The sequence below is a fragment of the Glaciibacter sp. 2TAF33 genome, from assembly GCF_052114945.1.
Lineage (GTDB): Bacteria > Actinomycetota > Actinomycetes > Actinomycetales > Microbacteriaceae > Cryobacterium.
This window is the reverse complement of the sequence record NZ_JBFRFS010000002.1, coordinates 85,259-107,918: the sequence shown is the minus strand read 5'-3', so window position 1 is coordinate 107,918 and position 22,660 is coordinate 85,259. Positions and strand designations below refer to the sequence as shown.

General features: G+C 62.3%; 20 protein-coding genes and 2 riboswitches. Of the genes, 7 read left to right on the top strand and 13 right to left on the bottom strand.

Translation table 11 applies throughout. From position 1 onward, the window contains the following. Nucleotides 1–127: 127 nt before the first annotated feature. From AB4Y94_RS02140 to AB4Y94_RS02125, 4 genes are all read right to left on the bottom strand, one after another. Entirely contained in the window at nt 128–679 is a 552-nt protein-coding gene (locus AB4Y94_RS02140; protein WP_441724279.1) for a DUF6578 domain-containing protein, read from the bottom strand. A gap of 265 nt (nt 680–944) precedes the next feature. Continuing rightward, complete coding sequence (locus AB4Y94_RS02135; RefSeq protein ID WP_441724277.1) at nt 945–1,526, bottom strand: TetR/AcrR family transcriptional regulator; 582 nt, start codon at nt 1,524–1,526, stop codon at nt 945–947. Further along, nucleotides 1,526–2,440: an SDR family oxidoreductase gene (locus tag AB4Y94_RS02130; RefSeq protein ID WP_441724275.1), complete on the bottom strand. Its 915-nt coding sequence runs from the start codon at nt 2,438–2,440 to the stop codon at nt 1,526–1,528. The genes AB4Y94_RS02135 and AB4Y94_RS02130 overlap by 1 nt, the downstream gene beginning before the upstream one ends. 53 nt (nt 2,441–2,493) lie before the next feature. After that, nucleotides 2,494–2,847 (bottom strand): DoxX family protein, encoded by a 354-nt coding sequence (locus AB4Y94_RS02125; protein WP_441724273.1) that lies wholly within the window; start codon nt 2,845–2,847, stop codon nt 2,494–2,496. A 37-nt stretch (nt 2,848–2,884) separates the two neighbouring features. Here AB4Y94_RS02125 and AB4Y94_RS02120 point away from each other — a divergent pair, with 37 nt between their 5' ends. Further along, nucleotides 2,885–3,466 carry a TetR/AcrR family transcriptional regulator gene (locus AB4Y94_RS02120; RefSeq protein WP_441724271.1) on the top strand — a complete coding sequence of 194 codons (582 nt, stop codon included), beginning with the start codon at nt 2,885–2,887 and terminating at the stop codon, nt 3,464–3,466. A 255-nt stretch (nt 3,467–3,721) separates the two neighbouring features. Here AB4Y94_RS02120 and AB4Y94_RS02115 read toward each other — a convergent pair whose 3' ends face one another. The 5 genes from AB4Y94_RS02115 to AB4Y94_RS02095 form a co-directional block, all read right to left on the bottom strand. Then, complete coding sequence (locus tag AB4Y94_RS02115) at nt 3,722–3,940, bottom strand: hypothetical protein (RefSeq protein WP_441724270.1); 219 nt, start codon at nt 3,938–3,940, stop codon at nt 3,722–3,724. Between the two features lie 242 nt (nt 3,941–4,182). Beyond that, nucleotides 4,183–4,422: a hypothetical protein gene (locus AB4Y94_RS02110; RefSeq protein ID WP_441724268.1), complete on the bottom strand. Its 240-nt coding sequence runs from the start codon at nt 4,420–4,422 to the stop codon at nt 4,183–4,185. Nucleotides 4,423–4,956: 534 nt separating this feature from the next. Continuing rightward, nucleotides 4,957–5,607 (bottom strand): GDSL-type esterase/lipase family protein, encoded by a 651-nt coding sequence (locus tag AB4Y94_RS02105; RefSeq protein ID WP_441724267.1) that lies wholly within the window; start codon nt 5,605–5,607, stop codon nt 4,957–4,959. A gap of 151 nt (nt 5,608–5,758) precedes the next feature. Continuing rightward, nucleotides 5,759–8,044: a putative bifunctional diguanylate cyclase/phosphodiesterase gene (locus tag AB4Y94_RS02100; RefSeq protein ID WP_441724266.1), complete on the bottom strand. Its 2,286-nt coding sequence runs from the start codon at nt 8,042–8,044 to the stop codon at nt 5,759–5,761. 18 nt (nt 8,045–8,062) lie between these two features. Next, a riboswitch (cyclic di-GMP riboswitch) is annotated at nt 8,063–8,137 on the bottom strand. Between the two features lie 364 nt (nt 8,138–8,501). Beyond that, nucleotides 8,502–9,923 (bottom strand): diguanylate cyclase domain-containing protein, encoded by a 1,422-nt coding sequence (locus AB4Y94_RS02095; protein WP_441724265.1) that lies wholly within the window; start codon nt 9,921–9,923, stop codon nt 8,502–8,504. 131 nt (nt 9,924–10,054) lie between these two features. Next, nucleotides 10,055–10,129: riboswitch (cyclic di-GMP riboswitch) on the bottom strand. 647 nt (nt 10,130–10,776) lie between these two features. On the opposite strand from AB4Y94_RS02095, the gene AB4Y94_RS02090 reads away from it, so the two are divergent. Continuing rightward, a complete protein-coding gene (locus tag AB4Y94_RS02090; protein ID WP_441724264.1) occupies nt 10,777–11,379 on the top strand; it encodes a class I SAM-dependent methyltransferase in 603 nt (200 codons plus the stop codon). Nucleotides 11,380–11,519: 140 nt separating this feature from the next. After that, nucleotides 11,520–11,747 (top strand): RNA-binding S4 domain-containing protein, encoded by a 228-nt coding sequence (locus AB4Y94_RS02085; protein WP_441724263.1) that lies wholly within the window; start codon nt 11,520–11,522, stop codon nt 11,745–11,747. Between the two features lie 119 nt (nt 11,748–11,866). On the opposite strand, the gene AB4Y94_RS02080 is transcribed toward AB4Y94_RS02085, so the two are convergent. The 4 genes from AB4Y94_RS02080 to AB4Y94_RS02065 all read right to left on the bottom strand — a co-directional run bounded on the left by AB4Y94_RS02080 (nt 11,867) and on the right by AB4Y94_RS02065 (nt 19,188). Beyond that, nucleotides 11,867–12,523 (bottom strand): histidine phosphatase family protein, encoded by a 657-nt coding sequence (locus AB4Y94_RS02080; RefSeq protein WP_441724261.1) that lies wholly within the window; start codon nt 12,521–12,523, stop codon nt 11,867–11,869. 55 nt (nt 12,524–12,578) lie between these two features. Further along, nucleotides 12,579–15,281 carry a MobF family relaxase gene (gene mobF, locus AB4Y94_RS02075; protein ID WP_441724260.1) on the bottom strand — a complete coding sequence of 901 codons (2,703 nt, stop codon included), beginning with the start codon at nt 15,279–15,281 and terminating at the stop codon, nt 12,579–12,581. A gap of 557 nt (nt 15,282–15,838) precedes the next feature. Further along, on the bottom strand, nt 15,839–16,057 hold the full coding sequence (locus AB4Y94_RS02070; RefSeq protein WP_441724258.1) for a hypothetical protein: 219 nt from the start codon (nt 16,055–16,057) through the stop codon (nt 15,839–15,841). Nucleotides 16,058–16,143: 86 nt separating this feature from the next. Beyond that, a complete protein-coding gene (locus AB4Y94_RS02065; RefSeq protein WP_441724257.1) occupies nt 16,144–19,188 on the bottom strand; it encodes a DEAD/DEAH box helicase in 3,045 nt (1,014 codons plus the stop codon). A 144-nt stretch (nt 19,189–19,332) separates the two neighbouring features. On the opposite strand from AB4Y94_RS02065, the gene AB4Y94_RS02060 reads away from it, so the two are divergent. From AB4Y94_RS02060 to AB4Y94_RS02045, 4 genes are all read left to right on the top strand, one after another. Further along, complete coding sequence (locus tag AB4Y94_RS02060; protein ID WP_441724255.1) at nt 19,333–20,028, top strand: DUF5677 domain-containing protein; 696 nt, start codon at nt 19,333–19,335, stop codon at nt 20,026–20,028. A 904-nt stretch (nt 20,029–20,932) separates the two neighbouring features. Further along, nucleotides 20,933–21,403 (top strand): hypothetical protein, encoded by a 471-nt coding sequence (locus tag AB4Y94_RS02055; protein WP_441724253.1) that lies wholly within the window; start codon nt 20,933–20,935, stop codon nt 21,401–21,403. Next, entirely contained in the window at nt 21,400–21,819 is a 420-nt protein-coding gene (locus tag AB4Y94_RS02050) for a hypothetical protein (RefSeq protein ID WP_441724251.1), read from the top strand. The genes AB4Y94_RS02055 and AB4Y94_RS02050 overlap by 4 nt, the downstream gene beginning before the upstream one ends. A gap of 22 nt (nt 21,820–21,841) precedes the next feature. Further along, the gene (locus AB4Y94_RS02045; RefSeq protein ID WP_441724249.1) at nt 21,842–22,537 is read left to right on the top strand and encodes a hypothetical protein; all 696 of its coding nucleotides are present in this window, start codon (nt 21,842–21,844) and stop codon (nt 22,535–22,537) included. The last annotated feature ends 123 nt before the right edge of the window (nt 22,538–22,660 follow it).

Genomic DNA, 22,660 nt, shown 5'->3' with positions numbered 1-22,660 from the left:
ACTTTCCAAGCCTCATGCACACTGTGTTGCGCACGCACAGGGATTCGTACTCGCGCGACGACGATAGCTGTCTGTGTCACCGATCCCCAATAGCCCTGTGATCAAAAGTACGCCGCGCCGGGCGCTACTACTGCTCCTCGATGTCGATGAGCCAGCCGGCGAGTGAGCGCACACGCCACTCGGGCGGTGGATCGCTGGTGAGCTCCTCGATTGTCGGCAGCGTTTCGTCTTGCTCTATTGGGGATAGCCGGACCCCGCGAGCCGGCAGGAGCACGGCCGTGCCTGCAATTGGCACGATCTCAATGACGTGCCGCGATGGTCGCGACTCCATGAATACGCCGTTTCCGAGCTCACGACCGATCACCGGCCACTCCTCGCCGTCTGACGGCATGACCGTAGCCGGCGGTGCACCGTGACCGGGATGGTGCAATGACCGACGCTCGATGACTTCTCGCGTGACCGCGTGCACCGCGACTACCCGACCGCGCACCCGATCGTCGAATTCCCCTTCGTGGTGCGACTCGATCGCGTCGACGGTCGCGACGAGCACCCGGCCGAGCGCTTCAGCCAGGGCGGGATGCGGGGCCTGCGTCACGATGCCGAAGTCGACGTCGTCACCAACGGCGAACGCTCTACCGCAGCAAGCCCACTCCCAGCCCGTCAGCCACACGCGAGTCATGCTGCCACGCTATCCGACGGACCAGCGAACGGTTGCGTGACGCGGGAAGTTAGCGGTGTGATGTCCCGCAAGGGGCACCTGAGTGAGAATCCTTTGCGGGCAGGGCAAATGCGAACCTCTAGGTCAAGTGCTTCATGGCGGCCAACGACCGCGGGGGAGGGTCGGTAGAGCGTCCGGCTTACGGACATCTAGCTCTGCGGGGGGCAGGAACTAACTCCGCAAACTTGTCGTGCAGCACTCCCTCGGTGTTCCTTCGGGCCTCCGATCAGACGCGGTAAGGCTGAAGGAGTTGGGCGAACCGTGCTTTCAGCGAGTCGAGCAGTGAGCCCTCACGATGTATGGCCCAGCTGATCATGGCTCCGTGATAGGTGACTTCGACCATCTCGGCCAATTCGTTGAGATCGGTCCCGGGCCGAAGTTCCTCATTTGCCGCGGCCTCACGCAGACGTTCGACGATCTTGGCGCGCAGCCGGATAGCGCCGGCCCGGGTTGACTCATGGAACTCGCTGTCGGTAAGGGCGATCTGGAGCAGGGATACCGAATTGGCCATCTCTTCGGGCGACGTCCCGGCTTCCACGGCATGAACGAGTCCAGCGATCAGCTGATCGAGAGCCGGTCCGTCTGATGAGTGCTCATCCATGCCGCCCACCCAGCGCTCGATCGCCCATCTGTCGGCGGCCAGCAGGAGGGCCCGCTTCGATCCGAATCGCTGCACCAAAGTCGAGGCGGACAGCCCGACTTCGGCCCCTGCCGTGGCGAGCGTGAAGCGTTCCGGTCCGATGCGCTGCACGAGCCGGAGGACGCCAGCCAACACTGCCTCGTCGCTCAAGATCTTGATCCGCGGCATCAGGCGCCCACATCCGGGAAACCATCGTCGACGATCGAACGGCGGGCCTTGGCATCCACGGTTCCCCAGTCCGGCGAAGCCCCGTCGAGGTCCACGACCCCGTACTCGTGCATCAGATCCCAGGAGCCGAGGCATGTGCCAGCGAATCGGGTGCGTCCCGGATCGGTGGCCAGCGCGGCCAGTCCCCGTCCCAGCAGGTGAGGTGTCTCTGAGTGCACGAAGAACCCGCCCCCGAAGTCGCTCGCCTCCCGCCAGTTCTGTTCCGTCACGCCAATGAGTTCGAGCATCGCCTCCGATCGAAGGAATCCCGGTGTCACACTAAGCGCCATCGCGCCGCTGTCCGAGAGCTCAGCGTTGAGGGACTCGGCCAGCCTCACAACGGTGGACTTCACGATGTCATAGCCGATGTTGCCGCGGTAGGGAACCTGGCCCTTTCCATCGCCAACCTCGACGACCAGTCCGGCATCGCTCTGCAACACCAGCGGGAGAAGATAGTGGGAGGTGATCACATGGGTTTCCACCCCGTTGCGGATCACGGCGAGGGTGTCTCCGAGCGGATGCTCCCAAAACTTCTTCTCCCAGTCCACCAGATGGTCGCCGCCCCAGATGTCGTTGACCAAGATGTCGACCCGACCCGACTCGGAGCGAATGCGCTCCGCGAGGGCTGCGACCTCATTGGGCTTGCTGTGGTCACACCGGACTGCGATGCCAGTTCCGCCTGCTGCGGTGACTCTCTCGGCGGTTCCCTCGATCGTCTCCGGCCGGTCCATGACGGATCGGCCCTCTCTCGTGCTCCGGCCCGTGCCGTAAACCGTTGCGCCCCGCGCGCCAAGTTCGATGGCGATCGCGCGTCCGGCCCCTCTTGTCGCTCCAGCCACCACAGCGATACGGCCTGCAAGGTCATGTGTTTTCATGCCATCGATGATAAATGAATGAGCATTTATATATCAACCTGTCCCGAGCCGGTCTAGAAGCAGAAGATCAGGGTCGCCACGCAGATCAGTAGCATCCCCGTTGCATTGACGAAGAGGTTACGGCCGAAATCATGCGCCCGCACATGCCCCGCGATCGCGACAAGGAAGTAGGCAACGAGGCAGGAGGTCGTAACGATGCCGAGCACAGGCATCCAGATGCCAGCGATCAATCCGGCGGCGGCAGCGAATTTGATCACCGGCATGAGTCGCCAATATTTGCGCGGCCACTGCACGTCCATGAAGCACTGTGCGATGAACGCGGCCGGGCGGAGGCAAAGAATGCCATCGACGAAAGTGATCAGAGCGAGAACGAGAATCGGCCACGAGGGATCCGGTAATAACGTCATCACAGAACCGTACCATACGGTATGGTACGGTTCTTAGATGGTAGCTAAGGATCGCTGGATCGAGGAAGGTCTGGTTGTGCTGCGGGAGCAGGGAATTGGGGGGCTACGCGTTGATCGCGTTGCCCGTCGATTGGGCCTCACGAAGGGGTCGTTCCATCACCACTTCAGCGGTGTCGACGACTATCACCGCTCGCTTCTCGAGCGGTACGAGTCGGACGCCGTCGCGGTCATCGAGACCGCTGTGGCGTCACTTGATCACTTGTCCGCGGAACGAGCCCTGATGGAGGCTCCCTCGTACGCTCCCGTCGACCCTGGACTGGAGGCTGCCATCCGAGGGTGGGGCTCCCACGACGAGGCGGCGCGTGCAACGTTGGGACGGATCGATGCCGCGCGACTGCAGGCCCTCATTCGACTTTGGCAAGGTGTCGTCACCGACCCCACCATGGCCCGAACGGCCGCGATGATTCCATACCTGATTACCATCGGAGCATCCGTCACCGTGCCCACGCCAACACAGGAGGAAATTGGCGACATCTTCGCTCTTCTCGCAGCCCTTGTTCCCTTGGTTCCGGGAACCCGGCCCGATCCCGCTCGCAGCGGCGATGGCTCTATCACGTGACTCGCATCGCCGATGGGTGAGGGCAGAGCCGTCCGCACGCTGAGTCGAACATGGCGACTATGCGGTTGACTATTTCGACGAATGGTGCGCCGGGCGTCGACTCCCCGCCATAGACCCACCAGCCTGCCCGAACTGCATGCACCGATGCGAGGCGGCGGGCTCGGTCGAGCATCCGTTCTGGTGGTGCCCGTCCTGCAAGGTCGTCGTGTTGTCGACGCGCTAGGCGTTGTCTACCAGGTAGCGGACGGCTGCGCGCTAATCGTCGGTTGACCCATCATCGTGACCGGCATCCTCGTGTCCAGGCGGTCGCGTGGCAACACCCTCTTCACTGCCGGTATGCGATTCCATCAGGAGGCCGAGGTAGCTGGCTCCCTCGTAAACTTCCCAGACTCCTACTTTTCCCTCGTTATGCATCAAGGTGAGCTTGTGCGCGTCGTAGTCATAGATTGCGTGGGCATGCCGCAGGTGTGCCATGCAACGATGATAGGCATCCCCCAGGGCAGACCGTAGGGCTTTGCAGGGCATTTATACGCTCAGCGCGCCTGATCTGAGGCAGGAGCGAGATTCCTCTTGCGGTCCACGGAAACGCAGGAATAACATTCAGCATCGGGCGAGACCCGGTGACTTTCGCTAACCCGAATAGACGAGAGCCACCGGGCTTCGTCCTTTATAGCGTGTAGAGAGGGAATAGCGCGAGCTAGCGGGATGCGTTGGCGCTAGATTCTTGCTCCACTGCGCGCGTCGAACGCGCTTGACCTGACCGGCACCGGTTGATACTCGGAGCCATCCAGCCGCCCGTCTTTGCTGTCCCCGAGCCACGTTCCGCTGATCACCCGGCCGCGGTTGTCTCGCGGGTCGACGATCACCGCGGGTAGTTGACAGTGCCGGTTTGTCGGGACTCGCGTCAACGCCTTCGAACCGTCGGACAGCATTAATGTGACGACGATCTCAGGCATAGTTGTAGGCGCTCCTTGCGGGTTGGGGATTCATCGACCGTATCGGGAACGCCCGCTCCTGTGACATCCCCCGTTCTAGGAGAGTGTCGCTCGAAGGCTCCTGCAAGCGTCGCTGCCCGGGCCGAAGCGCTGAGGAGCTGCCATTGCCTTTCCCGAAACTGATCCGCTACAAGTTTGTTCTTGCTCTTTACAGCGGCTTCTTCCATCGCACGTTTGACGACCGGTGTCCGAGCGTTCCCTGAGCAGGTGCGGCGCTGACTCATTCTGCGGTGGTCTTACGCCGGCGCTTTCGAAAGCCGCGGCGATCAGGCGTTGGCTTGACGCCCTCGACCTCGACCGGGGCAGAATTCGTAGGCGCCGGCGGCCTGGTGGGTTGCTCGCGAACGATGGCGATCCAGTCGCATTTCAGGCATACACGCAAATAGCGGTGTACCGCGAGCCCGACTCCGAAGTGCGGGTTTGGGCGCAACGCCGTGCGCGAGCCGCACAGCGGGCAAAGCGGTGCGGGCTTCTCAGCGTTGGGATGCCTCGGGTTCATACAGAGGCCCTCTCTATGTGCTGCACCCTGCGCGGGAGCTCGCGTCGGCGCGGCGGTTTGGAGGACGCTTGTTGAGTTCGCTTGTGCAGGGAGTCTGCGACATGCGCACCGATGCGGCGGCCCCACATGGCGTAGGTGCGGGATGTGAGGTCTGAGGCGGCATCCAATGAAATCATCGGGGTGTTTGTCTGGGCGCAGATACGCCGGGTCTCGGCATTGAGCGTTCGCGCGTGCCTGCCAGTGAGCCGTCGCGCGAACGGCGAAAGAGGCCGCGCCAAGTGCAGGCTTGCCGCGCTCGTCACGCACATGGATGGAGCGTCCGCAGCTATAAGGGTGCGCACCAGCGCGGTCATGTTGCGCCGCCAACTCCGCCGAGATGTGAGGCAGAACGCGTCGGTTGTGGCGAGCATGAGCACGATGGAGTCATACCCGTCGACGTCCATATCATCGAGGCGTTTGAGGGTCGAACGCGCCGACGCGGCCGGCTGCGCCAGGACCGTGACGACCACACCGCGGGCGAGGAGCCCGCCGAGATGTCTGGCCAAATGCCCAGCGATACCCAGCTGGTGGGTTCTCACGCCGAAACCCGCCGCGGGACCGTCGCCAATAACCAGGATCCGGGCGGGGTCGATTCCGGCGATATTCACCTCGGGTTGTCCTGTCGGGTAGAGCCATCCCTGTCGCTCCAGAGTCTCGGCCTTGAACCATGCCCAAAAGAGCGGCGCCAAGACTGTGCGTCGTGCCTGACGGAGCCGGTGCGAAACGGACTGGTCTAGCCGACGTGTGGGCGCGCGCATGTCACGCCTTCTGCTTAATGTGACGCAGGGTGGCGGCTGCGTCGCCGGGGCGTCCGAGGAGATAGCCCTGGGCCCGGTCGCACCCCGCGGCGCGGACAGCGGCCAACTGTTCCTCGGTTTCGACGCCTTCTGCGATCACGCGAAGTGAGAGGCCGTGGCCGAGTCCCACGATGCCCGCGACGAACGGGGAGACAGCGCTGCCGGTCTGCTCTGTCGTGAAAGCCCTATCGATCTTTATCTCGGTCACTGGCATTCGTTGCAACTGGGTAAGCGAGGAAAAGCCTGTTCCGAAGTCGTCGATCGACAGCCCGGCGCCCAGCTCACGCAACTCTCGTAGCACGGTGCGGAGAACGGCGTGGTCGGTGACAACCTGGCTCTCGGTAATTTCGATGGTCAGTGAGGCGGCCGGGAAACCCGTTTGGTGCAGGGCTTCCTTGAGCTGCGAAAGGAAGCTGGGGGCGCTGAGTTGGGCCACCGAGACGTTGACGGCCATTTCTATCGGGAATCCGGCTGCGTGCCATTTCGCACCCGTTTGGGTCGCTTCCTGAAGAACGTGGAAACCAACCTCGCGGATGAGCCCGCTCGCTTCAGCGATGGGGATGAAGGAGGCGGGGGAGATCATTCCGAGTTCCGGATGCTCCCACCGCACCAAGGCCTCGACCCCAACGATGCTGCCGTTGGCCAGATCGATTTGGGGTTGGTAATGAACCCGTAATTCGCCGCGGCCGGCGGCTCCGCGAAGGTCGGTCTCCAGCCGGAGCCATTCAGCGTCGGCGTGGTCTGTGTGGATGTGACCGGTGATGGTTGCTTTTGACCGGTGCAGGTCAAGGTCTGCCAACTCGATCATCCTTTGGGCGGGTTTCCCGAAGGCGCCGGCTTCCTCGATGGAAGGTCCGGTGCTTGTGGCAATGCCGATAGCCAGGTCCGCGAATAACTTCTCGCTGCCGACGCTCAGGGGTTCTCTGAACGTCTGGCGTATCTTCGCGGCGATCGTGGCGGAGCGGTCGACGGCGTCGGCGCCTATTGTCAGTACGGCGAATTGGTCTCCGTTGATACGGGCCACGATGTCGCCGTCGTCAACGCAATGTCCGAGTCGCGTCGCGACCTGCCGGAGGACCTCATCGCCGGCGCCGTGTCCCAGGCTCTCGTTGAACCGCTTGAAACGGTTGATGTCGCAAAGAAGCACTCCGACGGAGTGACCAGTTACGGCGGCCTTACCCAGCGCTGCCTGAAGTTGCTCCTCGAACAGGGTCCGGTTAGCGAGGCCGGTGAGTGGATCCCGTAGCGACTTCCAGCGCGCGTCTTCCATCAGTTGCGCATTGTGGAGGGCTACCGACGCGAGGCCGGCCAAGCCCGACAGGCGTTGGACAGCCGCGTGATCGAGCGAGTGCGGAGCGTCGCCGTCCCAATGCGCGATCACGAGGCCCCGGAAGTCTTCGTTTGTGAGGATGGGTATCGCTAGAAGCGCTTTCAACTCGAAGTGGTCGAGCATTGACGTGGCCCAGTTTGAGCCTCGCCTGTCGATGAGCAGCGGGGTGGGGTTGATCAGCATGTCGTGGAGTTCGGGGCTCTCCTGTGTGGTGAGAACAAAGTCGGAGAGTTTCTGCGCGAGGGCTCCCTGCCATCCAGTGGCACCGTGAAAGCGGAGTTGTGCGGTGTCCGAGTCCCAGAGAGCCACACCCGATCGATTAGCCCCCGACAGCATGAGCGCCGCCTCGGACATGGACTGCGCGACGTCGTCGACCGTGTACTGCTCGGAAAGGGACCGCGCGGCCTCCAACAGCACCTCGGCGGTCTCCTGCTCCTCGCCTAACTCGGCCAGCAGGTTGGTCATCTCTATACCGGCGGCAGCGTGGTGCCCGTATGCCGCCAGCATGGTGCGGTCCTCCGAAGAGAAGTAGGCGTCTTCGGGGGCGAGTGCTATCAGGGTTCCATAAGTATGTGTGTCCGAGGCCACCGGGACGGCGAGGACTTTCCCTCCGGACTCCTTTTCCGGGTCGTCACCCCGCAATTGGATGAGAGCCTCCGCTCCCGCTTCACAATCACATCGCCCTTCGCAATCACATCGCCACCGTGAATACTTCGACCCGTCGGGGAGTTCTATGGCCAAGTCGTGGCAGAGGGCGGGAACCGCGTCGGCTGCGCCGACAATGATGCGATCCAGGACGTCGTGCAGTGAGCCGCCAGCAGTCAGGTCCTTTGCGGCCAATTCGAGGAACCGAAGCCTGTCTGGTTCAGGGTCGCTGGACTCAATTTCTGCAGGATGTTCCGCGACGTGAGCGCGCATTGGTGGAACTTCTCTCGGCTTGGCAGCCCGGCTAACCCGAAGGGTCCCGTGGCTTTGCGTCCCTGCCTTGCGGCGGGTTTGCTATTTACATTGAGGGGTTCGGGCCTACGCGCCCTCATGTTAAATCATGCAGGGCGGCTAATGGTGCACTCTCACTTCCAATTTACCCGGGCATCAATTGCCGTGGTTCGATTCTCTGCCCCAGTTCGGGGGTGTAGGGTGCCAGCCGCAAGCTGCGAGGGTGAAAGTACGGGGCGCTCCGTGCCTGCTAGAGCCGATGCCAGCCGACGGTTTTCGGGCTTCCAGCACTTGCCGTCGCTCGAGATGATCGATGAGGCGCATGCGCATGTTTCGCGAATAACGACTCTAGACTCACTTTCACTTTGCGGCGGTGGCAACTGACCGCACCGAACAGGGACTTACCGGAGGACGTGTTCAAGCGAGTGATCGGCTTCGCTCAGATTAGCGCCACGGATTCTTGTCTCCGATCGATATGCAGGAGTGCGGAGTGAAAGACTTCGACTTGATTCTTGCCATGCGCTTTGGCGGCATACATCGCGATGTCTGCCTGGTGCACGAGTTCCTTAAGGCCAGTTCCGGTTGTGAACGTGGTGATCCCGATGCTGGCTCCGATACCGACGTGGTGTCCGTCCAGCACATAGGGCGCCGCGAGTTCAACCACAAGGCGCTTGGCGAAGGCAACCGCGTGGAGACCCGTCGTCTCGCGCAAGAGCACGGCAAATTCATCCCCGCCCAGCCGTGCGCACAGATCTTCGGAGCGGATCCCGTCCCGGAGCCTAGAAGCCACCTCGATGAGGAGGTCGTCTCCCACACGGTGACCGAGGCCGTCGTTGATGTCCTTGAAGTCGTCCAGGTCGATGAACATCAGGTGCAGGCTATCGGGTCGGACGGACTCGTCGATGATTCCGGACAACTGCCTGGTAAATGAAGCACGATTGTCCAGCCCGGTCAGGGCGTCCATACGGGCCTGCGCCGCGAGCTCACGATAAGCCTGGCTGTTCCTCAAGGCCAACACGATCTGGGTGACCAGAGTGCGGATGGAGAGGATGGCCTCGTCCGGGATTGACTTCGGCGCGCCCACCAACAGCCAGCCATCCTCCTCGTCCGCGCTCAGATTCAGACATTTCCACATTAGGGGAGTTCCCACAGCCCTGTTCAGGGGCACCGGATCGCAAATGCGGGCGTTCCCGCCGTCCACGGCGAGTATCTCGGCCGGAAAGGTCTCCCGGAGAAACATGAAGTCTCCGGCGGCGCCGTCGACGGTCAAGTTGGACCCATCACGCCCAACTTGAATAACCCGCAGCCCCGGCGTCGCGACACAGAACTCGGTCAGCGCCTCCCACCCCACCTTGAGAATCTCGGCCTTTCCGACCGCATCGAGCAGCAACGACCCCGTCGCAGCCAGCGCCCGGTCCCGATTGACGCCCTGCTCCCTGACGCTGAGGGATTGGGTGTGCTTTCGCGCAATCAGAACTGTGAAAAACATGATCGGCACGATACCGAGAAATGACGAAAATTCTGGCTTCGACGGATCCAGGTGAAATGACCGCCACGCTATCAACAGGGCACCCAGCGATACCGCATACAGCAGGCCGCGGGCCACCGCTTGGCCGCCCGTGCCATAGAGGGAACGGAACCAGAGCGAACCGAAGACGACGAGTACGATAGCGCGAGGCTCCGGGCAGACGACGGCTAACCCTAAGATCCCGACAATATCCACCAGATCGTGCCAGATCGATACGGTGCGCCGTCGATAGCCGGAAATCCAGGACGCCGCCAACACCAGCGCCGCTCCGACGCCCAGTGCCAACAAGCCGCCGCGCGCTGTTGTCACGATTCCGGGGAGGAGAAGGCTCATCGATATTAATGCCAACCACGCGAACAGCAGTCGTGTGTCCTCGACGATTCCTCCCGGCCGGTGGGATAGGAACTTCCGACCTCGAACTACAGGAGTGCCCGCTCCAACGCCCATGTGTGCCTGATTCCTTGCCCGGTAGACCGGCTTACCCTGAGGGTCCCGTGCCTTTGCGACCCCGCCTCGCGACGAGTGTGCCTTTTTCGCTGAATCAAATAGCCCAGCCTGCCCTTTACGGTAAACGATGGCCGTGGCCACGTCCTCCAAAGAGAGGACCCCAAAGAAGGGGGTGCCCTGATCCCTGCCTGCTCCGTGGTACACCGGACCACGCCGATCGCCAATGAACGCGGCGCGAAGGGTGAGGCGCACGTGACGGGCGGTCAGGCTGCCGTGGCGGCGCCTCACGCTTCATCCTGGTGAGGGCGGTCAACCATCGAGCCCTCCACGTGTCATCTGCCTCGACGCAGCTACAAAGTGCCGCCGAGGTTGTGTCCTCTATGGGAATAGGGTTCCAGCTCGGTGCGCGAGCGGGTAAGCGGTCATGTCATCAAGCTTCAGTGGTACCTGGTCTTTCTGAGGCATCGAGGGGTCGGTGTGCCAATGGAGTCGGGGGCTTCCAGTCGCGGTGTGTTGTGCGATCGAGCGCGTTTCCTGACGACTGGACACCCCACCCTGGCGACCCACTCCAGACGCCGCTACCGAAGAAGGCGTTCACACGCCGGTTAAGACGGCTGCGACCACATCAGGCGAATGCTTCTACACCCGCGCCCGTTCAGGCTTCCTTGGGGACGATTCGTTGCGCGCACTGTCGAAGGGCCCATCGGCGTCAGACACAGCGCACGGATAGGTTGGTTGCATGTTGGCTGATGCAGTGCGACGCGCTTACGGGGAACGAGCTGGCGAGTACGCGGAAGCACTCGGATCGGTCTCTGCGATGGCGCAAGAAGATCAAAGACTAATCTGTGTCTGGGCTCGCGAGATCGGTAGCCCAACGATCGACGCGGGATGCGGCCCCGGCCACTGGACAAAGCTTCTGTACGACCACGGAGTGGCCGTCGAAGGTATTGACATGGTGAGTGAGTTCATCGTTGGCGCCTCTGTCCGATTCCCCGAGGTTCCATTCCGAGTTGCAACGCTCGAAGCACTACCAGTCGACGACGGCGCTCTCGCTGCGATCCTCTCCTGGTATTCGATCATCCACACCCCGCCCCATGATGTGCCGGCGGTCCTCAACGAGTTCGCCCGCTGCATCCGGCCTAACGGATCACTGCTTCTAGGGTTCTTCGACGGTGAGCAGGTCGAAGCGTTCGACCATGCCGTCGTCACTGCCTATTACTGGCCCACCTCGGCGATGCACCATGAACTGATCGCTGCTGGCTTCGACATAGTACAGACTCACACAAGGTCGGATCCTGGCCAGCGGTCGCATGCGGCGATCATCGCCAGCCGCCGCAATTAGCTTTCTCATAGAGGGTTCCCTGAGCGGTGCCGGTGACATGATTGTAAGTTCGACCGAACAGAAGTCGCCGTGCGCATATTGCGGGACCTGACAACCTATTTCCGCTTAGGAGCCGGCATCTCGTCGACTAAAATTCGGGGATGACAAATCGGGCTCCGATAGACGATGTCGCGATCGGTGGTGAGGCCATCCGCCTCGGACAGTTCCTAAAGTTCGCTGGACTCCTCGACTCCGGTGGAGACGTGAAAGAGGCCATCATCGACGGCCTTGTGGCCGTGAACGGTGAAGTTGATCGCCGACGCGGAAGGCAACTGGAGCCCGGCGACATCGTCAGCTTCGATGGACGCAGGGTTCGCGTCTGCACGTGACGGTACCGGCGCGGTCGGCGACAGGGTCCATCAAGCGAGGATCCGGTGCTTCGCGGTGGAGATCCTTCAGATGCGTCGACGCGCTCGCCGGTCGCCGGTCGCGATGTCCCGCGTAGGAATCAGGACTCTGATGGCACCAGGGGTAGCTCGAGTCCGTAGTTCCAAGACAGGATGGCCGGCTGCTCGCGGTAGAAGCTCAGCACCGACACTGATCCCGCATCCAGGGTTATTTGAGCACCGAATCGCGGGGCCATTCGCAGGTACACGGCTGTCAGGATGCGCAAGAAGTGGCCGTGTGCCACCAAGGCGACATCTCCGTTCGCCATCGCAGGCAGTACTCGCGTGAGAACGCGTGACGCGCGCGCAGCGACTTCTTCCACCGTCTCACCTGGGGTCAGCCCACGAATGACGCCGTGGGTGAACGCGCTCCAGTTGTAGCCGAGCTCGCTGCGGATGTCGCGCGTTGTGCGTCCCTCGTATCCGCCGTAGTCCCATTCGACGAGGAGCGGGTCGACCTCAGCATGGATCCCAGCGAGTTCAGCAGTCCGTCGCGCGCGCTGCAGCGGCGAGGTCAGGACGAGCGAGAACTCGTAGCCGACGAGCAGCTTGCCGGCACCGCGGGCAAGATCCTCTCCTCGCGCAGTGAGCGGAACGTCTGTGAGTCCCGTGTGCTTGCCACTCTTTGACCACTCCGTCTCCCCATGGCGAAGGAGAATCAGCTTCCCCGATGGGTTATCTGGCGCTGGGTGATCGGGCAGCGGGTCGTTGGTGAGCACATCTCAACAGTAGTGTCGGGTCCGCTCGCGGTCTCTCTCCGACGCAGACTGCAAGTTATCGGTTCAGGCCGCCTTCCGGCGCGGTCCGGGGCGTGGTGTCCCGAGTGAAGCTGGACCAGTGCGGCAGACGTACTTCGCGACGTCGCTTGCCTATTTCGGGCGAGAGGCCGCGCACGGACTCTCGCGCAGCGGCTGTCGCGTTCGCGAGTCCGCGATCGGCGCGATCGCGTTTAAGCGCGAGTATGAACTGCTCTCGTGCATTGTCGAGGCCGGACGCCACGAGGTGCAGACGATTCGAGTTCCTGCCGCGGGTCATGCCCACATAGACGCCAGCCGCATCCATGGCGTCGTCGAGGATTGTGTCGGACTCGCCCACCGTGGCGCCCTGCATTCCGTATGCGGTCGACGCATACGCCAGATGGGTGTGCTCGGCGACGTACTCCGTCGGTAGTCGCACGGTCCGATGCCTCCGACCCGCGGCGTGTTCCTTTACCCACACCGCGCCGTCGTCGCCCACGCTCTGCACGGTCCAGGTTTGACGGTTCGCCACGGGCAGTGCGGAGTCATTCTGCCGGGTCTGGATCACATCCCCCCGTCCGATGCTGAGACCGTCGCGACCGGTCGCAGTGCGGCGGTCGTCAACGTGGCCGACGCGGAGCCTCTCCTCGCGGATGCGCCCGTTCAGTTCGCGCGCTTCGTCGTTCGTCGCCACGGCGATGGCGTCTCCGTCGTGCCACTCACGCGCGAGCGCCTCGTGCAGGGCATCCGTGCTCTCATGCAGGACGACGAGCCCGAGTGCGTGTAGGCGGTCGAACACCGATGCGGGAAACTCCCCGCGTCGCATCTGCGCGGCGAGTGCCGCGTACGTGGGGTCGATGAAGCGGTGCACGCTAGTCAAGATGTGCACGCGGGGAAGGAGTTGCGCGGCAATGTCGAGCACGCCGCCGCGCCCGATCGCGGCCAGCTGTGCGCGGTCGCCGACCAGGGCGACGGCGGCACCGTGCTCGTCCGCGACGGTGAGGAGCGCGAGCGCTGTGTCCTGGTCGAGCATGCCCGCTTCATCGACCACGATCCGCTCGCCGCGCATGAGCCGCGCGGCCGCGGCGGGACCAGGGTAGCGGGCGCCGGTCTCGGGATCAGTCTCTCCAACGGTGAGCCGGGACCAGACGCCATCGCGATTCCAGCGCCAGCCGTGGTCGTGCACGAGCTTCGCGACACTGTCGGTTGCAACGCCGAGTTCCTGATGCGCAACGTCGGCCGCCTTCTTCGTCGGCGTGACCACCCGGGTTGAGCGGCCGTGTGCAGCGGCGGCCTCGATCGCGGCGGCGAGCATAGTCGTCTTGCCCGCGCCGGCGGCGCCTTCCACGACGACGAGCGGATCGCTTGATGCGACAGCGGCGGCTGCCCGCGCCTGCGCTGGGTCGAGCCGGTGGCGGCGCGCGACGTGCATCAGGTTCGGTGCGCGGCCACGGCCCGAATCAGCTGCCCGTCCTGTGAGCAGGTCGCGCAGTTGGGTTTCGGAGGCGATGACGTGCAGGTTTGTGAGGTGCGCGACGTGCTCGAGATGCGCGCTCTCGGGCGGCAGGACCGACAGGCAATCCTCTGCGGCCAGCTGTGTCGTGACCATGACGAGATTGCGTAACCGTTCGGGATCGGCGCGAAGGCCGGCCTCCGTGATGATGCGCGTGACGTGCTCCTGGATTTCGTGCACTGTCCAGGTCGAGGCTGCAGCTGCGCAGCGGTCGAGGGCGCGCGATGCGACATCCCGAACACTCACGTCATCGAGCGATACCGACGTGTGCACCGGTGCTCGCGCGACATCGGAGCGGTAGCCGGCGTCCTCGAGCTCGGCTCGCCATGCGGCCTCGTCGCCGAGCCTGGTCGGCCGCTTGTGCGGCCGCTCGTGATCCCACGCCATGGCGATCAGCCGCGACATCGCAGTTGGGCCAGGCTCTTGGCCGGGATGCGCCGTGCGCCACTCCTTCTCGAAGTGCGCCAGGTTGCGCGCCACCTGCTCAGCTCTCTTGCTCATCACGGCGTTGAAGGGTTGCAGCTCCGCGACTTCGGCGGTCACGGGGTCGAGGGTCAGGCCGTGGGCGTCGAGGACGGTCGCGAGTTGCGGATGCGCGGCGATTACGGCCGTGCCGAGCGAACGGATCGCGCCCTGCTGCCGGAACAGCGCAGCGGTGTCGAGGCCGCGCCATGCGTCGGCTGCCCACACGCGGGTCCCGATCTGGAAGTGCATGTGCCGGTGCGGGTCTCCGGCCCGGGAGGTTTTGTGCGAGACGGTGAGAGTCTCTAACTGGTCCACAAGCACCACTCGCTGCTTTCCGCGCGGGCCAACGCGGGTGACGGAGTGCTGGCCGAGCCAGGCGCGGATCGCGGCGACCGCGTCGCGTTGTGCGGCGTCGAGCGCGTCGGATACCTCCGGGTGCAGGACCGCAGCGATCGAAAGTGACTTCGGCGCGTTCACGACAATCTCGGCGAAGCGCGGCGATCCTTGCCGGCCGTCTCCCGGTACCCGCGGCTTGCCCATCGACTCGGCGGTGAGCGGGTTGATCCAGTCGACCCACTGCGCGTACTCGTCTGGGGTGAGCGCGCCTTCGCCGATCACGTCGCCATCGCCGTCAATGACGGAGAACTCGGCGAGGGCGGTCCCGCCTTCGAGGTAGTACTCGTCGGCGCGCGACCGATCCGACTCGAGGTAACGGCGCGCGTCTGCCCCGGACCCCCGGAACAGGATGACGCCGCCCTTCATTGCAAACCTCCGAGGTGGCTCAGGTTCTTGCAACTACCTACGGTAGCATACGTCCATTCAGATTGGCCAGACATTGGCGAAGTGAGGATGGGTGCCGGGCGGAGCATCGCTGGCAGGAGCACTTCGGACGGTAGGCCACTCGTACGGGTCAGCAACGGACGCGAGTCGCGCGACTGGTTCGTTGATAGATCTGCTACGGGCACGCTGTCGGACGGGCGTCAGTCGCCTAAGCGCACTAACAGTTGGGCATGTCCCGTGTCGATGTACAACTCATCCGGGAATACAAATGCCCCTGTCCGTTCTGGTCGGGGTAGTCCGGGACACACCGACCTGGGCAAAATTCAGACCACATCATCTGCGGGTGACGTAGCGGCCTCGTTCCCTTGAGACACCGAAGGTGTGCTCTTGCGAAATGAACTCGTGGTCGCGCTCTTCGCCGCGTAGCTGGTGGTGGCCGGTGGGTCGGACGCACCGGACGTTCGCGATGCGGCTCCATCCGCCGCCGCGGGTGCTGACGATCATGTCGGCATGGAAGCTACAACGCTCAGCATCGGCGGTCATGCGCGGACCTCGAATCGGCCGACATTTCGGTTGAACTTCGCTTGGGAGTCCTTCCACCACACGGGATAGCCGAGAACGCTTGTCACGTGCTGGGCGGTGACTGCGAATGTCGAAGAGATGTGATCGGCAGCTGCGTGGCACTGTTGGCTCGCGTGGCGCTTGCGCCCATAGATCACGTCGACGAATGCTTTGCACTGTTCGGACTCTTCGCTCATGGTGTGAACCTACCTGCACCCACCGACACCCCTTTCGATCGGGCGTCTGTCGTCCGTGGCTGGTTCGCACGCCCGTGAACTGATCCTTACGCGCTGCAGAAGACCTCTAGCTTCGACATAGCAGTGTCGGCCACGTACGCATCAACGCTTGCAAGCAGTTCCAACTGGTTGATCGATACGGCGGCTGCGCTGAGTCCAGGCTGCACCATGGTGATCAGCACGCTGAGGCGCAGATTGATCGATCTCTCGAAGATGCCCTGTAGGTCGTCGATGCCGCCCCGAACAAATCCGGTGCGATCAGTTTTCGCCCTTGTTCGTTCTCGTCGAATCAGTCGCGCAAACATCGCATCAGGGCTACGGCGCAAGGCGGCTGATCGCTGAGCCTGACCCGCGAGCTCATACAGGTCGGTGACTCGCGCCCCCGGGCGGTCGTTGCTTGAATACTTGCAATGCACTAGACGTACAAGCAATACGCCGTCAGCTTCTCGGAGTGCGACCACGTCCGCAACTTCGCCGGATCCGTCATCATCTATCAAGATGTCCCAATCCTCGCCTAGGAGGTGTTCGACCATCCTGCCTTGTACCGTTCGAGGGTCGCGGTTTGCGCCCCACGATTCCCGTCGGATGTTGATTCCAGTCCAGTCAATCACCGTAAGGCGGTCACGCGAGAAGGGTTCGAGGGCACGATTGGGGCGAAGCAATAGTCCAGGTGGCTCAACGATCGAATCAGCCGCTAGCAACACGCGAAGCCCGTGCCGGCTCGCCAGCTGCGAGAACGGTATAAGTGACCGAGTGCGTTGAATCATTGCGTCCCGGCTCGAGTCCTGCGGTTCCACTCGAAGTCCGGCCTTGGTGAGAACGAGATCGTAGTCAACGCGCCACTCATCACAAACGATCGCGAATGGGAGCCTGGTGGAGTTGGGCTGGCCGCGCAATTCGATACTCAACTCATGGAACGGAATGGAACTGGACCCCACCTTGAGTTCCGAGTCTTCTAGTTGATCTGCGAGGGCAGAGGGCAGTTCAAGGGCCAGAGCGTGGATAGCGGGCCAGCCATTCAACTCCTCGGGCCGGATGAACCCGGCCATGATCTTGTCGACACTGATGGTCGGATCGACAATCTTTGGGCCGACGACATCGCACCAGTCCGTCCATTGCTTTAGTCCGTCGGCGGTGCGATGGCTCCAGACTCTGCCCTTCAGCGAGCCAGCAACTGAGTACCGACCGCCGTCGAGGAATCCAGTGCCAGCAATGTGAGTCTGAGTCTTCGTCTGGCTTTGTGAGAGGGGCAGGGCCTCGGTGACATCGCTTCCAACGTAGCTCGTGTAACGGCGGCTTCGATTTCGAGCGTCGAGAAGACCTACGTTGGTCGGCGTGAGACGTTGCACTCCGTCAAACACTCGATAGATCACTTCGCCTGATAAGGGCAGAGCGTCAGTATCGCCGCTTACAGCCCTCGCAAGTTCCTCATGGAGCGAATCGTTGTTGGAACTGTTGATATACAGGAGACCACGGGTCGCATCCCAATAGATGACGTAGAGATCGTACGCCACCGTTACGGCATCGGCGACGGATCCCCACCTTGGCGAATCCTTCGTTCGGGTGACGAACCATGCGACTCCGTCTCTTGTATTGGTTGGAATCGGATAGGTTACGAGATCGCTTCTTCCGATCACACTTGTAAGCGACTCGGGATGCCACGCAATAGCTTTGGGTTTGAATACCACTGTGCTCATCGCCGGCGTCAGCGAGTGAATGGAAACCTCGTCGGGAAGGGAGCTGAACGCTTTCATGAACTCATCGATCTCGACTTGCTCGTCGACCGCCGCAGCGCTGAGGTCCTCGATGATCTGGTCCCAGTCGGCGTCCTCGGCGTAGAGCCGACGGAGAGCCTCGTCTTGGCGGACTTCCGTTCGGGCGGACACCACCGTGGCTGATCCGAGGCTATGTACGCCGCCACGCGCAAACCTGCCCACGAACTGCAAGGTGATGCCAAGGCTCCGGTGCGGATCATGAAGCGCCGCCACCTTGAGTTGCGGGAGATCAAAGCCTTCACCAAACATGTCCACGCAGACGAGAATTCTGGAGGTACGCTCGCGAAGCCTCGCGATTCGGATGGCTTGTTCGCTTTTGTTGATTCCGCTGTGCACGAGAACCGGCGATAGGTCCGGAGCGATCTTCGCATAGAGGGCGTGTACCTCTTCCGCCCGAGACACTGAACGCACCCTGGCCATCAGCAAGTGGTCACGTCCCGCTTCGATGTCTGATCGTAGATAGCCGATCGCTGCCTCTGCGACTTCCTCATCCGGATGCAGCAGGCTCAGAACCGACTTGTACCGGATCTTGGAGAAGTAACCTTCCCGTTGTGCCTCGCGCAACGGAAAGACGTACACGAGGGTGCCGCCCAAATGCTGACCGTCACGACGATGCGGCGTCGCAGTGAACTGAACGACGGGTTTCGGTGCGAACTCATCTCGGAGCTGCTGCCAAGTCTTCGCCGCAACATGATGCGCTTCATCGATGAAGAGGTGAGAAAAGAGCGAAAGGAAATGCGTCCGGATCTCTGGTTCAGTGTGACTCAGCGCTTGGGGGGTGGCCACAACTACGTTGCAACTGCCGGCGAGATGCTCGGCATCCTGGTTGTGCTCAAGGGCCCCGTTCAGTTTACCCACTACAGGAAAAAGGCTCGTTTCTGGCACGAGTTGGAGGTGTTGAAGAACCCCGAGTTCCTCGAACTTGAGGGCGAGCTGGTCCCGCAGTGCGTCAGATGGCACCAACACGAGCAGTCGATCGATTCGCTGTGCCACGAGTGCAGTCACCATGGTGTCGGTCTTGCCCGTGCCTGTCGGCATGACAACAGTGGCCGGGAGTTTCGGATCGGTTGTCCAATAGCCGAGAAGGGAGTGAATTGCACCAGCCTGTGGTCGGCGCAGGCCTGCCTTGCCCTCGTACTCTTCACGAATCACGAACTGCTCAGGCCAGGACTTGACGACATCCGCAGGATCGGTTGGAGTATTGGAAGCGAGAAGTGCCCTATTGGCGGGCTGGAATTGTCGAGCCGTCCATTTCGCTCCCTTCAGTTCCAGTGAATACGAATGGGCTTCCCCGGTTGAACTTTCGTTCGATTTCATCGTGCCTCCAGCGCCAAACGTATGGTGGACGATGCCATTCGCGCATCATCTGGGAGGCGCGGCGGGTCGACTGCCTCATCTTCCGTTCTATGCGCTTGTCGTGAACCGGCCTTCTGTCGATGGGTGTGGACCTACGATCAGGGCATGGCTGACACGGGAATCGATGAGGCGTCTCAATTGGAGTGGCTCTTCCGTGCCGAGCGCTTGCTAGAAACGCTCGTTCCGCCAACCGACCCTGACGCATTAGGTCGCTTCAATGTTCTGTACGGGGTTGGGGTGCAAGCAATCCGAGCATCCGCGGCCTACGGGGTCCTGCATGCGGCCGGTCGAGGCCGCGCGGGCAACCCGGTTGCTCGTGCCGCTCTGGAGGCATCTGTCACCATGCTGTGGGCAGTGACAGACGGGAGCCGGATCAAGCGGCTTTTGAACACGGCCCTTGACACCGGCCGCTCCTATTTCGAGAGGATGGCGAACTGGCTTGCCAGCCCCGAGGTCTGGCGGTCCTTGGAAGAGCACGCGAAGGAGCTTGAGAAAGACGGGAAAGGTGTGCCGTCGTTCAATTTTATCCGCGCCGAGATCGCAGAGATTGATGAGTCTTATAACGGCGCGTATATAGCTCTCTCTCAATTCACGCATGTGAGTGGTGCGACCATCGCGTCGGCGATTGATGGCCAGACGAGCGAACTGCTGGCCGATCCAGACGATCGATACAGAGAGGCGACACTTCACACGGCGGCCGTCGCAGCTTTGATAGCCCTCCAAGTGCTCGCCGGGCTCCAAGATCGAGACACGTTGCGTGATGAGCTCAATCGAGCAGAGACGCTCCTCCAGATGACATGAATGGGTCAGGCTGCGGCGCAAACGAGCCTAAAGCGTGCGGATGAGGCCCCCAGCTTCCTTGCCACCTCGATCGGCCGGAGCCCCACCTGCGCAAGCCGGTCCTCGAGTCGTCCAAGTTCTAGGTGGAGCGGCACGCACGCCAGTGTGCGAACCGGAGTGGCCGTGCACCTCGCAGAGTGAAGACGCCTGCAGGGGCACGCCAGCCGCAACAGTGATGACGGTTGAGAATTGCCTAATGGCCTCGTTCTCGCGCCAGTCGACGGTCGTTGATCGCGGCGACAATTGCGGTGTCCTGGGCACAGTGGTTCCGCGGTGTCCTCGCCGCGATGAGAGCGACATGGCGCCCACCTCCGTGGTCATTTCAGCTTCGTTCCCGGACGCGATGCCACGACTACGGCGGATTCGACACTTGCATGCCAAGTGTCGTGGAGTTCGAATCTCCGCGTGGAACCTACATCTCGGATCGAACGCTCCGGAATACGACTCGATCGCGCCATACGGTAGTCCCGGACGAACTCAGCTCACGAGTGCCCTGAAGCGACAACGATGAGACGCGTCGGGATAGTTCCTTCGGCCAACACCATCGGCGAGTACTTCGACTGATTCCACCATGAGGTCCCGATTGGTGGTTTGACGATTCACCCGGCGCTCAAAGCGGCCTGGGTCAGGATGTACGGCTGGACCTCCGATGAGGACGGCATCCGCCACGGCGGGAGTGAAGCAGCCGACACGGACCAGGCTCTCGCTAAGTACGTCTTGGTGACCTGCTTGGCGTTCGTGTCGTACCTAATTAGAGAGGGTGGGAAGGCCGGTCTTCTGTCGCAGCCGCCGGTCGCTCGCTGGTCCGACTGCGCGACACGGTCACGTGTCCGGTCGCAAGCCTGTTCGATGCCAATATGGAGCCATGGATGGCTTCGTCGGGCGAGTGGAGAAACACCGCATCGTCATCGGCGTTGTGCTTTTCGCGCTCGGTCTTGGAGCTTCCGCGTTGCTTGCTTTCGGGGCGTCCTCAGCCGATCCGCCGGATGGAGCCCAAAGCGCACTCCTAGTCATCATCGGCGGCCTGTTCAACGTCGGCGGCGCGTGGGCCGTGTCGCGACGTCCCGGTGGCCCTAATCTCACGGGGTCGCGAGTCGTAGTTCGCCACCTCGCCAAGATCACGACCGACGTCGGCAAGTTGGCGAAGCTTGCAGACACCGCGTTCGAGAGCAGGGCCGCTGGGAGAGGTCGCGAGGACGTGGGGCAGTTGAGTTGGAAACTCAGCGACATCGAGAGCCGACTGATTACGAACCTTGAGGACTGGGCGAAGGTCTACCCGGATTTGATCGAAGATGGACCCGACGATGCGAACGGTGAAGAACCGGAGGAACGATGACCGACGAACTGATCCAAGCCAAGGTGGCGCGCATCATCAACAACACCGATCTGGCGCTGAACAAGGGGGCCGATGACGGCGTTGAAGAGGGCATGAAGTTCGCCATCCTCAGCGACGCTGGTGAGGAAATCCGTGACCCCGACACAAACGAGGTACTGGACTCAATCCAGATCGCCAAGACCGTGGTCAAGATCATCCATTCCGCCTCGCGATCGTCCATCGCTCGCACCTTCCGTAAGTACGAGTCGACCGGGATCTTCAACGCCCTGGGACAGGGTTCGACTCGTTACGAAACCCTCGCGACCGACGAGAGCCGCGTGCAACAGGAACTCGATCCGAAGAAGGCCAAGGTAAAGGTGGGTGACCGCGCCGTGGAGTACACGGGGGAATACACCGGCATCGTCTACGACTTCTGACCATGGCGGTCACCCTCTGCTGGTGGTGCGGCGCACCGGCCGACTCCCGAGAGCACAAGATCACGCGGCCGAACTCCGACTCAATCACGGGGGCGGCTCCTGGATCGGTGACTCCAGGGTCGTGCACGTCAATGGCGATCTCGAAATTCGGGACGTGCAGGGCGCGAAGGCCGACATCCTGAAATGGGAGCCGAACCTATGCCAGAACTGCAACAACGCACGGAGCCAGCCGTTCGACCGTGCGTACATGACCCTGCTCGGGTACCTCGACCAAGACGAGGCTGAAGTAGGCTCTACCGGCGTGTTCCGGTTCGCTGACTTATATAGTGATGACTGGTCGGCAGGCCGCTCGAACCTCATCCGGTACTGGCTCAAACACATCTGTTGTCGTGTCGCCGTGATCGGCCTCGAAATCCCCAGGGCCGTCGTGGACTACCTGGACGACGTGACGGACACTGCCCCGCCACCACACACTGCCCTGGTCCTTGTGGTCAACGATGCGGTGTTTCGCTTTCAGATGGAGCACGGCTACGGACGCGGGTCCGGATTTGGCGATGCCGACGGCTACAACCTGGACGGTCAATTGGTCGCGTTCGAATCCTTTGTGTCCTGGGGGTGGCTCGCGTTGCAGTACCACTTCGACACGTCCGACCCGAGGGGCTGGATCTCGTTTCCGGACGACCTGGTTGAGATGGGCCGCGTGCCCGACGAGGACTAAGGCGCCGGGCTTAGCAGCCGGGAGCGCCACAGCACGGCGTTCCCTAGGGCTTCCGTGAGCTCGAAGGCCTCGTAGGTATCTGAAAAGGAGGGAAATGTCGGCTGAGCGCTGGCACGCGTCGAA

Coding starts and splice junctions, on each gene's coding strand:
- AB4Y94_RS02060 (WP_441724255.1), top strand. CDS start 19,333: ATGGCTGACACGGGAATCGATGAGGCGTCTCAATTGGAGTGGCTCTTC.
- AB4Y94_RS02140 (WP_441724279.1), bottom strand. CDS start 679: ATGACTCGCGTGTGGCTGACGGGCTGGGAGTGGGCTTGCTGCGGTAGA.
- AB4Y94_RS02065 (WP_441724257.1), bottom strand. CDS start 19,188: ATGAAATCGAACGAAAGTTCAACCGGGGAAGCCCATTCGTATTCACTG.
- AB4Y94_RS02090 (WP_441724264.1), top strand. CDS start 10,777: ATGTTGGCTGATGCAGTGCGACGCGCTTACGGGGAACGAGCTGGCGAG.
- AB4Y94_RS02100 (WP_441724266.1), bottom strand. CDS start 8,044: ATGCGCGCTCACGTCGCGGAACATCCTGCAGAAATTGAGTCCAGCGAC.
- mobF (WP_441724260.1), bottom strand. CDS start 15,281: ATGAAGGGCGGCGTCATCCTGTTCCGGGGGTCCGGGGCAGACGCGCGC.
- AB4Y94_RS02085 (WP_441724263.1), top strand. CDS start 11,520: ATGACAAATCGGGCTCCGATAGACGATGTCGCGATCGGTGGTGAGGCC.
- AB4Y94_RS02110 (WP_441724268.1), bottom strand. CDS start 4,422: ATGCCTGAGATCGTCGTCACATTAATGCTGTCCGACGGTTCGAAGGCG.
- AB4Y94_RS02130 (WP_441724275.1), bottom strand. CDS start 2,440: ATGAAAACACATGACCTTGCAGGCCGTATCGCTGTGGTGGCTGGAGCG.
- AB4Y94_RS02055 (WP_441724253.1), top strand. CDS start 20,933: ATGGATGGCTTCGTCGGGCGAGTGGAGAAACACCGCATCGTCATCGGC.
- AB4Y94_RS02125 (WP_441724273.1), bottom strand. CDS start 2,847: ATGACGTTATTACCGGATCCCTCGTGGCCGATTCTCGTTCTCGCTCTG.
- AB4Y94_RS02070 (WP_441724258.1), bottom strand. CDS start 16,057: ATGAGCGAAGAGTCCGAACAGTGCAAAGCATTCGTCGACGTGATCTAT.
- AB4Y94_RS02115 (WP_441724270.1), bottom strand. CDS start 3,940: ATGGCACACCTGCGGCATGCCCACGCAATCTATGACTACGACGCGCAC.
- AB4Y94_RS02120 (WP_441724271.1), top strand. CDS start 2,885: ATGGTAGCTAAGGATCGCTGGATCGAGGAAGGTCTGGTTGTGCTGCGG.
- AB4Y94_RS02135 (WP_441724277.1), bottom strand. CDS start 1,526: ATGCCGCGGATCAAGATCTTGAGCGACGAGGCAGTGTTGGCTGGCGTC.
- AB4Y94_RS02050 (WP_441724251.1), top strand. CDS start 21,400: ATGACCGACGAACTGATCCAAGCCAAGGTGGCGCGCATCATCAACAAC.
- AB4Y94_RS02095 (WP_441724265.1), bottom strand. CDS start 9,923: ATGAGCCTTCTCCTCCCCGGAATCGTGACAACAGCGCGCGGCGGCTTG.